The following is an 8,540-nucleotide window of genomic DNA, read 5'->3' as shown; positions in this document are numbered from 1 at the left end:
TAACGTTTGGTTAAGGGGCCGGCTTTAGCCGGTCCCAGCGAGCGGAGCGAGCGACTTGAACCAGTAGTTAGACGCGGTGACAAATCGAGCTCGGAATTTTCAGGCGACGCCAAATGTACCTGAAGCCGAACCGAGATGTTGGGCAACGAACGTGCGTGGGCTGGCAGATACATAGCGGTAGGACGACCAATGGCGTTTGCCCCAGCGATGGGCCGGCAACGCCACCGCGAAAGGCTACGAACATTCAGATGTTTTGCGCGCCGACGCTCAATGCTTGCAACTGCGCTGATATTTGGCTGAGGAACTGAATTAATGCTTCCGTGCATATAAACCACCAAAATTAAGAGCCGCTTCTAACGTTTGGTTAAGGGGCGGGCTTTAGCCCGTCCCAGTGAGCGCAGCGAACGGTTTGAACCAGTTGTTAGGCCGTGTCGCGGTGCAGTGCCGTAAACAGGTCTTGATTGCCGGTAATTCGAAATGCTTGTTTTTTGGCTATATTAATTGCAGTTTAATTTTTGGCAAAGATTGGTGAGTTTTCTATTGATTTCCTTCACTCCCCCAGAAACTGTGTCTGGGCCGAAGTTAGCGATTTGTCCTTCTGCATAATAGCCAAGAGAGTCATAGACGTTTATTACTTCGACCCTTGTGGCTTGGATTTCAGTTTTTAGGCTTGAGACTTGATTTAATGTGTAAATATTGAGTGATGTCAGGATAAAGAAAGCGATTGCTGCAATTATTTTTGTGTTCATGAAATGTCCTTCTCTATGACTGAGCGAAACAGATAATAAGGGTGAGGTTTTCCGCTTTTGGCCTAACGATTAAGCTAAAGGGCCGCGGAACGCGGTCCCAGCAAACGAAGTGAGCGCTTTGAGCGTATTGTTAGAGCTTGCTCAGATCTTACAGCCATTCTTGACGGGGTGTATTTCTATGGATGATGGTGGTGTTTGGGATGTGCTATTTATTAAGAATATTGAGCAGCTTTTATTGTTGGAGTGGTGTTTCATGGTGTATGAAACTCCAGCCTCTGGAGTGAAGCTGATCACATTGACGCACCGCTGTTGCAGCATGCAGTAGCTGGTTCCGCAGACCTGATTTTCTCCTGTGATCCCAACAGTGGCAGCCTGGATATATATTTTACTCCCGGGATAGAGCCTTACGACCTTGCTGCTTTCGGATGACCAGCTCAGGCCAGCGATAGCTGCACCATGGTTTGCTTCGCAGTTATCATTGTTGTAGGCATAAAATAGCTGTGCGCCACCTTGGGGTAGCTCGTTCTGAGCAAATTCTACGGTTAACTTTGCATGCGGCTCAGTTTCGGTTGGTTGCTCATAAATTCCTGCACAACCACTTAGAAAAATAGCCATGAGAAATCCTAGTTTTTTCATTCTCAAACTCTTATGTGTCTTCAATTTCTCTTAGCTCTAACGTATGGTTAAGGGGCGGGCTTTAGCCCGTCCCAGTGAGCGAAGCGAACGATTTGAACCAGTTGTTAGAGTGCTGTTAACGCGGAAAAATTGTTGGCTATTTTTTGAAGCTTACCGGTTTCGTGCGCCCAGATATAAATTTCCTGCCCAAATGATGCGCCTTCTTTTAGTAGAACCAACTGGTCGCCGCTGCCATTGCCGGCGATTGCTACTGCCTCTTCAGGAAAACCTGGCCAGCTCTTTAAGTGGTTTGTTTCTTTTATTATGTGATTTGCGGTGCGAGAGAGGCGCTTGCGATCAGATGTGTCGGCTATAGGGTACTGCTGCCAAACATCATCGTCGATTTCTAGTTCCCCGCCATTACTCATGAGCATTGAGCTTCGGTAAGAATCTGGAAGCTTTGCCCCTAACAATTCCTCTGCTGCAGAGATGAAATTTTCGGCTAGATCAAAGGGCATAGGAAAGCACTCTAACGATAGGTTAAGGGGCGGGCTTTAGCCCGTCCCAAGTGAGCGAAGCGAACGGCTTGAACCGCCTGTTAGGCCGCGGGCTTAAGCCGGACGCTGTGACCGAATACAACACGGTAGCCAAAATGGCGTTGGCTTTGAAGCCTTTTCCCTTGCTCTTTCATCGGTTTTTTTATGATAGTGCGTCCAGCCTTTAATATTGCTCTGGGCTGCGCGAGGATTTGACATTGAAAAATGTTTGAGCGAAGAAAGTTGTCGCGGATGTTCAATGACATAGCGAACTTGCCCAGTGGCTCTAGCAACATTGAAGTTGAGAAAAAGTTTCAAAGCACTTGGGGCAGCAGTGGTCATAAACAATTGCGCTGCCTGGAAGTTTAGCTACAGGTATATCGCATGAGTCCAGTTGCGCAAGAAAAATCATTGTCTGTCCGCACGAGCATTCAGGATCACTGCCGGATTGAATCCACTCTGGCTCTCCACCTAGTTTTGTTGTCGCGAGTGGCTCCCCGGAAAACCGTTCGTCGACGGGGATGAGTCTAGTCTCTGGTAGCCGCATGAGTAACCGCCTAACGTTTGGTTAAGGGGCGGGCTTTAGCCCGTCCCAGTGAGCGAGGCGAACGATTTGAACCACTTGTTAGCCGTACTGATGGACTTCGCCAAAATACCACTGCTCAGAAATATATGGATTTCCATCATCATCTTCGTCAGTACGCAAAACTCCAAGCTCGTTAAAACCCTCCGGTAGTACTAGACCAAATTCCTGAGCAAGACTTTTTCCTTGAATCTTTTCAATTTTCCCGAAGCGTCCAGTTTGTTGGGTTGTGTGCTCTTTGAAATATTCTTCACTTGTATAAATACACAGCTCACTTGAGAACATGCAGGGAAGTGAAATAACGCATGTAACTCTAGAATAATCAGCGTCTTGGGGTTTGGCTTTGTATATATGGTGTGCGGCATCTATAAGTTGCTGTGCACAAAAGGCTTGTATGCTCTTGGTGGTTTGCTTGCCCTCAACAAGATTTCGATACACAGGAATTTTATAGTTCCAGTACGTTTCCTCTGGTGTTAGCTGGCTTGGAAAATATCCTAAAAACGACTTCTTCCAGCGCGCTAGTGCGCGCAAACGACGTGGTATGCCACGAAGTTTTTTATTGCTAAACGAAAATCTGCGAGCTGTCATAAAGTATGGCTAACGATAGGTTAAGGGGCGGGCTTTATCCCGTCCCAGTGAGCGAAGCGAACGATTTGAACCGTTTGTTAGAGGAGCCCCAGAGGCCAAGAGCACCGACTGGTAACAGTAAAGTCCATTGGGGCAACTTAAGAAGCATTGAGACATCGGAGTAGAGCAAAGCCACTGCGATAAATACTAGGCCGAAGCAGAGCCACATACAGGAAAGCAGTTTTGCCATGTAATGTGGTGATGTACTAATGGTACGAGCGGAAATGAAGAAGGCTACCGCAGACAGCGTTAATGTAACAGAGACTAAGTGCCAGCATGCATAGAGAAGAAGGCTAACCTCTTGCGGTAGCGCAGATTGAAGCAATGGTTCTTCGATTTCCGGCGTACCAACGAAAATATGTATTGCTGCAGTGAATGCAGCAAAAAGAGATGTAGAAAGAAGTATACGATTCATACTGATGTACAACCTCTAACGTTTGGTAAGGGGCGGGCTTTAGCCCGTCCCAGTGAGCGAAGCGAACGGTTTGAACCAATTGTTAGCCGCTTTTTACTCTGGATTTACGTATTTTTGCAGTATGAAAATACCCGCCGCCATATGAGCGGCCTAGCATTAAAAATAATATACATGACGACATGCTCAGTGCCAGGAAGGCGAAATAAAACCAATTAATAGACTTCTCAATTCCGAACTCGGGCAGAGAGTAAAATAGCAGCAATGCCCAAAGTGCAAAAACATAAATGCTAATTATTTGGTTTATTTTTGAAACCGATATTGATGATGGCCCGGTAATGAGGTGAACAGCTTTTTCACTGAGATTACTTGTTGAATTTCTAGACATTACAATTTTATAAAGAGGTCCGGTAACTTTATCCTCTAGTACGTCAACGTGTTTTTCCCAGTTCTCTTGCCAAAATTTGCTCCCTCTGTTGACGCATACCCACGCGAAAGAAAAAACAAAGCCAAGACAGGAAAGGATTACTGTAAGGTCTTGTTTGTTTTGGGCTGATGAGGCTTGTATAGCGAGAAAGCCAGCCATTGTTGCACCGATGAATGTCCAGAAATAAGACGCACGCTTCCAATATAGTTCGATTTCGAATTTTCTTATGTCGAGTGCCTGCTTTAGAGCCTCGGCCTCTTTACCTTTGAATGCGAGTTCATACTCTTCCTGGGTTATTTCTTTTGTCGTGATATTTTCGGTCATGTTCTTATGGCTAACGATTAAGCTAACGGGCGGACAAAAGCGCAGCTTTTGGACGTCCAGCGAACGAAGTGAGCGGCAGTTGAGCGCATTGTTAGGCGCGTTGCCGCAGGTTGCTAACGTAAACGACTGCCATCGGGGTTCCTTGCCTCTTCATCGCGGCGTGTCGGGTAGAAATCTTTCTTCTCGTTTAGCTCATAGAAAAGGATGCCATGAATTCCCATTGCTTCCTTCTTGGGTACTCGACGTGCCCATATTCGTTCAAACGCTAGATCAAGCTCCCTAGTGCTCTCGCGCTCATACACTTCGCCGATGAATGCGATGTCTTCGCCTTCAGGGAATATCAACGAAAACTCGTCGTCTGTGGCCGAGAAAATGTCATATACGGCATTTATTGCACTGTCGATGACCTGGATGTTCTTCATAAGCGCCTAACGTTTGGTTAAGGGGCGGGCTTTAGCCCGTCCCAGTGAGCGCAGCGAGCGACTTGAACCAGGTGTTAGACGCGGTGACAAGTCGAGCATTGGGTTTGCCGGCGACGCCAAATGTACCCCAAGCCGAACCGAGATGGTGGGCAACGAACGTGCGGGCGCTGGCAGATACATAGCGGTAGTACGATCAATGGCGTTTGCCCAGCGATGGGCCGGCAAGGCCACTGCAAAAGGCTACGAACATTCAGATGTTTTGCGCGCCGACGCTCAATGCTTGCAACTGCGCTGATATTTGGCTGAGGAACTGAATTAATGCTTCCGTGCATATAAACCACGAAAATTAATAGCCGCTTCTAACGTTTGGTTAAGGGGCCGGCTTTAGCCGGTCCCGAGTGAGCGAAGCGAGCGACTTGAACCAATTGTTATGCTGCGCACGGTACCATCGTTTTTAGTCTGGAATGTATAGATAGTCTAGATAGCGTTTTTGATAAAAAACATCTAGCGAGTCGTAAGACTCAAAAAGCTCTGACCACACCTCATGCCCTTGTATCAAGCTCCCAGGGTCGAGCTTATAGCCAACTTGCTCGTCATGGCTAACAAAGTTGGTTGACTCTACGTATTCCTTGGACTCTGTCTCTGCTAATTCATGTGCTGCTTCTTCTGACTCGGCAGAAAAGCATACGACTCTTTCCTCAAAGATGTTCTTCCCATCTTCCTTGGTGCCAAAGTGATATACATTTCTTATTGCGTACCAAGGCATCGACGACCACCTAATGCATAACGTTTGGTTAAGGGGCGGGCTTTAGCCCGTCCCAGTGAGCGCAGCGAACGATTTGAACCAATTGTTATGAGTTTATGTGATGTTTTTGTCGTTGATAAAAAATGAATTTGGTTTTCCTATTGATAGGATAGAGATATCTATAGCCTTGCAATCCCCGTAGCTATAATTGAATTTAAATGTTCTATCTTTATTAATAGTTAAAACGACTACAGTGGCATCAGGTATATTGCTACAGTGAATGGAGGTCAAAACACCTTTCGTTAATTCTGTAATTGCATCGCTATATTTTTTTCGAGTGCTTGCTCTTCACTCAACCCTTTAAGTTGGTACTGGTTTTTTCGTGCTTCAATCTTGTTGAGTATTGCTGTGTTAGCTTGATCTTCTGTGAGGCCTTTCTCTTTCATTAGGAGTATTACAAGTGTTGCATGGCTATTGATTACTTCGCTAAGCTCCTGCGTAGTTTTTTTAGTTGCATTGGCTCTAGTGATAAGTTCAGCTTTTATTGCCTGATTCTCTTTCTCAAGTACTGCTATTTCATTTTTTAGTCTCTCGTACCTCCATATGTCTTCTTTGGTTGCCTGTAGATTGCAGATAATGTTTGTGGATTCCGTGGTGAGTTTCGCTAATTTTTTGGATATTTTATAACTTCTACCTTGGAGTTGTTCTGATGAGTATTGATCAGTGTATTCAGTAAGAGAGGGTTGGTTTGGGAGAGCTTTGGCAATAAGTACGACTAAAATAACAATAATCACCAGTACTATTATGGCTTCCACTATCTTCCCTCTCTCTTAGCTATGCGCATATCTTGATAGAGCTTATAACGTTTGGTTAAGGGGCCGGCTTTAGCCGGTCCCGAGTGAGCGAAGCGAGCGGCTTGAACCGCTTGTTAGGCCTCTGGCCCCTCAGCTTCTATTTGCTTTCCGCTTTTGTATCCGAAATATGACCACAGTAAGAAAATCAAGCCAATTACTGCCATAAAGGAGGCGTCATAATTGTTATTAATTGCTACTGGGAGGCCGCCAATTAATATGAAAGTAAGGCCCATTATTAGCGTTGCGAGCGCCCCTCGCTTGTGTGCTTTCCCTGCTTTTTGATAAGCACTTTGGTTTCGCGTGTTAACTATATTTAATTCTTCAACATCCTTTTCGCATCGATTAATGCAGGCTGTTCCTGGGTGTACATCTGCCGCGCAGCACCGGCAGAGCGCCCTAGTGCATGATTTACAAAGCGCGATAGCTTCATCTTGTTGGTGGTAAAAACACTTCACAGGCGACTCCTTTTGCCTAACGATTAAGCTAAGGGGCCGGCTTCGCCGGTCCCAGCGAACGGAGTGAGCGCTTTGAGCGCATTGTTAGGAGCCATTACCACCACTGCCGTTCAGGGGGCAGGTTTTGATCTGCTGGGCCGTTTAATTTCCATTGAATTGCTTCTTCGGTGCTTAATATCCGTAACCCACAGTGCCTGATATTGCAGTAATGGATTTTTCCATCGACGAGGGAAATGCCCTCGATTTGAACCCCTGCGGAATCAACCTCACAGCACAAGCATGGGTGAAATGAGCAGCTTTCAAAGAACTGGCCGATAGCAAGTTCTCCAGGTTTGTTGATTGCAAGAGGCACCGAAATGGCTCCTAACGTTTGGTTAAGGGGCGGGCTTTAGCCCGTCCCAGTGAGCGAAGCGAACGGTTTGAACCAGTTGTTATGCGCTTTGATGTTCGGCCTGAACTAGTTCTATGCTTTTTCGTAAACTGTAAATATGTGCAAAAACGTAAGTCGTGATTGAGATAGTGCCACCGACTAAAGCGGGTCGCCAAATGTAATCTAGTGCAGGTATAAAACTTAAATCCATGCTCTTCATTACATATGAGATCAAACCGATACTGCTAGCTGCTGCTGCACCAGAAGCAGCGCTTATTGCATAGGTAGCGAGTATAATAATTTGTGATTTTACGGTGCGCTTTGATGATTTCAGTACGAGATTGAAATAGGCAATAGAGACGGACGAGAAGCAAATAAGGGAGCTAATTAGTGGTCCGGCTTGAGAAAGATCTCTAGCGTTAGCAATCAGCATAAACACTCCAAAAAAGGCCGTAACGCCTGCGAGTCCTAGCATTATTGATATGTTAAGTGTGCGCATAGTGCTTCCTGTGCATAACGTTTGGTTAAGGGGCGGGCTTTAGCCCGTCCCAGTGAGCGAAGCGAACGGATTGAACCAGTTGTTAGGCGCTTTAGCCGACTTTTGACTTTGGTGGATATTCTAAATGTTTATCGAGGTATTCTCGAAAATATTTACGCTCGTCTACTTTCGGATCGTTCGATAAAAAATATCCAAACGATATTGCGCCGTAGTTTTTTATTATGTGGCTATAGAACTTACCGCTTCTGTTGGTACAAAGTTTTTTAGAGTAACGAAAATATCGTGCGCGTAAAGATGTATTGGATTTGCCTATGTATAAAATTCGAGACTCACCTAATACCCTAGGGATTGGTTTCTCTGACAGGAAAAAGTAAACAATACCTTTATGTTCGTCAGATTCTTTGCTGCTAAAAGCTAATCTGAACTCTTGCTCTGCGTTTTCTGGGCAAGATATTTTATGCGGCAGATAGTGAAGGCCTTCATAAGGCATAAGGTGTTCTCAATTTTGTGGCAACGCCTAACGTTTGGTTAAGGGGCCGGCTTTAGCCGGTCCCAGCGAGCGGAGCGAGCGACTTGAACCAGTAGTTAGACGCGGTGACAAATCGAGCTCGGAATTTTCAGGCGACGCCAAATGTACCTGAGGCCGAACCGAGATGTTGGGCAACGAACGTGCGTGGGCTGGCAGATACATAGCGGTAGGACGACCAATGGCGTTTGCCCCAGCGATGGGCCGGCAACGCCACCGCGAAAGGCTACGAACATTCAGATGTTTTGCGCGCCGACGCTCAATGCTTGCAACTGCGCTGATATTTGGCTGAGGAACTGAATTAATGCTTCCGTGCATATAAACCACCAAAATTAAGAGCCGCTTCTAACGTTTGGTTAAGGGGCGGGCTTTAGCCCGTCCCAGTGAGCGAAGCGA

Annotated in this window: 10 protein-coding genes; all 10 read right to left on the bottom strand. The window is 46.1% G+C overall.

Translation table 11 applies throughout. The features are described from left to right. Positions 1–497 precede the first annotated feature (497 nt). Positions 498–749 (bottom strand): hypothetical protein, encoded by a 252-nt coding sequence (locus tag ACX0MV_RS20140; RefSeq protein WP_458984286.1) that lies wholly within the window; start codon positions 747–749, stop codon positions 498–500. A 141-nt stretch (positions 750–890) separates the two neighbouring features. Next, on the bottom strand, positions 891–1,385 hold the full coding sequence (locus ACX0MV_RS20135) for a hypothetical protein (RefSeq protein ID WP_458984285.1): 495 nt from the start codon (positions 1,383–1,385) through the stop codon (positions 891–893). Positions 1,386–1,489: 104 nt separating this feature from the next. Next, entirely contained in the window at positions 1,490–1,882 is a 393-nt protein-coding gene (locus ACX0MV_RS20130) for an SMI1/KNR4 family protein (RefSeq protein WP_458984284.1), read from the bottom strand. Between the two features lie 643 nt (positions 1,883–2,525). Next, positions 2,526–3,071 carry a DUF3916 domain-containing protein gene (locus tag ACX0MV_RS20125; RefSeq protein WP_458984283.1) on the bottom strand — a complete coding sequence of 182 codons (546 nt, stop codon included), beginning with the start codon at positions 3,069–3,071 and terminating at the stop codon, positions 2,526–2,528. A 536-nt stretch (positions 3,072–3,607) separates the two neighbouring features. Beyond that, the gene (locus ACX0MV_RS20120; protein ID WP_458984282.1) at positions 3,608–4,273 is read right to left on the bottom strand and encodes a RipA family octameric membrane protein; all 666 of its coding nucleotides are present in this window, start codon (positions 4,271–4,273) and stop codon (positions 3,608–3,610) included. A gap of 113 nt (positions 4,274–4,386) precedes the next feature. After that, the gene (locus tag ACX0MV_RS20115) at positions 4,387–4,695 is read right to left on the bottom strand and encodes a hypothetical protein (protein WP_458984281.1); all 309 of its coding nucleotides are present in this window, start codon (positions 4,693–4,695) and stop codon (positions 4,387–4,389) included. 454 nt (positions 4,696–5,149) lie between these two features. Beyond that, complete coding sequence (locus ACX0MV_RS20110) at positions 5,150–5,461, bottom strand: DUF4288 domain-containing protein (RefSeq protein ID WP_458984280.1); 312 nt, start codon at positions 5,459–5,461, stop codon at positions 5,150–5,152. Between the two features lie 281 nt (positions 5,462–5,742). Further along, positions 5,743–6,255, bottom strand: coding sequence for a hypothetical protein (locus ACX0MV_RS20105; protein WP_458984279.1), 513 nt, complete (start codon positions 6,253–6,255; stop codon positions 5,743–5,745). Positions 6,256–6,368: 113 nt separating this feature from the next. Beyond that, positions 6,369–6,749, bottom strand: a complete 381-nt coding sequence (locus ACX0MV_RS20100) for a B-box zinc finger protein (RefSeq protein WP_458984278.1) — start codon at positions 6,747–6,749, stop codon at positions 6,369–6,371. 431 nt (positions 6,750–7,180) lie between these two features. Next, on the bottom strand, positions 7,181–7,618 hold the full coding sequence (locus tag ACX0MV_RS20095; RefSeq protein ID WP_458984277.1) for a hypothetical protein: 438 nt from the start codon (positions 7,616–7,618) through the stop codon (positions 7,181–7,183). Between the last annotated feature and the right edge of the window lie 922 nt (positions 7,619–8,540).

This window comes from Pseudomonas cistanchae, assembly GCF_054483635.1.
This window is presented reverse-complemented; position numbering and strand designations above follow the sequence as displayed.

What these genes read in the sequence shown, in the direction of transcription:
- ACX0MV_RS20140 (WP_458984286.1), bottom strand. Translation starts at nt 749, where the DNA reads ATGAACACAAAAATAATTGCAGCAATCGCTTTCTTTATCCTGACATCA.
- ACX0MV_RS20135 (WP_458984285.1), bottom strand. Translation starts at nt 1,385, where the DNA reads ATGAAAAAACTAGGATTTCTCATGGCTATTTTTCTAAGTGGTTGTGCA.
- ACX0MV_RS20130 (WP_458984284.1), bottom strand. Translation starts at nt 1,882, where the DNA reads ATGCCCTTTGATCTAGCCGAAAATTTCATCTCTGCAGCAGAGGAATTG.
- ACX0MV_RS20125 (WP_458984283.1), bottom strand. Translation starts at nt 3,071, where the DNA reads ATGACAGCTCGCAGATTTTCGTTTAGCAATAAAAAACTTCGTGGCATA.
- ACX0MV_RS20120 (WP_458984282.1), bottom strand. Translation starts at nt 4,273, where the DNA reads ATGACCGAAAATATCACGACAAAAGAAATAACCCAGGAAGAGTATGAA.
- ACX0MV_RS20115 (WP_458984281.1), bottom strand. Translation starts at nt 4,695, where the DNA reads ATGAAGAACATCCAGGTCATCGACAGTGCAATAAATGCCGTATATGAC.
- ACX0MV_RS20110 (WP_458984280.1), bottom strand. Translation starts at nt 5,461, where the DNA reads ATGCCTTGGTACGCAATAAGAAATGTATATCACTTTGGCACCAAGGAA.
- ACX0MV_RS20095 (WP_458984277.1), bottom strand. Translation starts at nt 7,618, where the DNA reads ATGCGCACACTTAACATATCAATAATGCTAGGACTCGCAGGCGTTACG.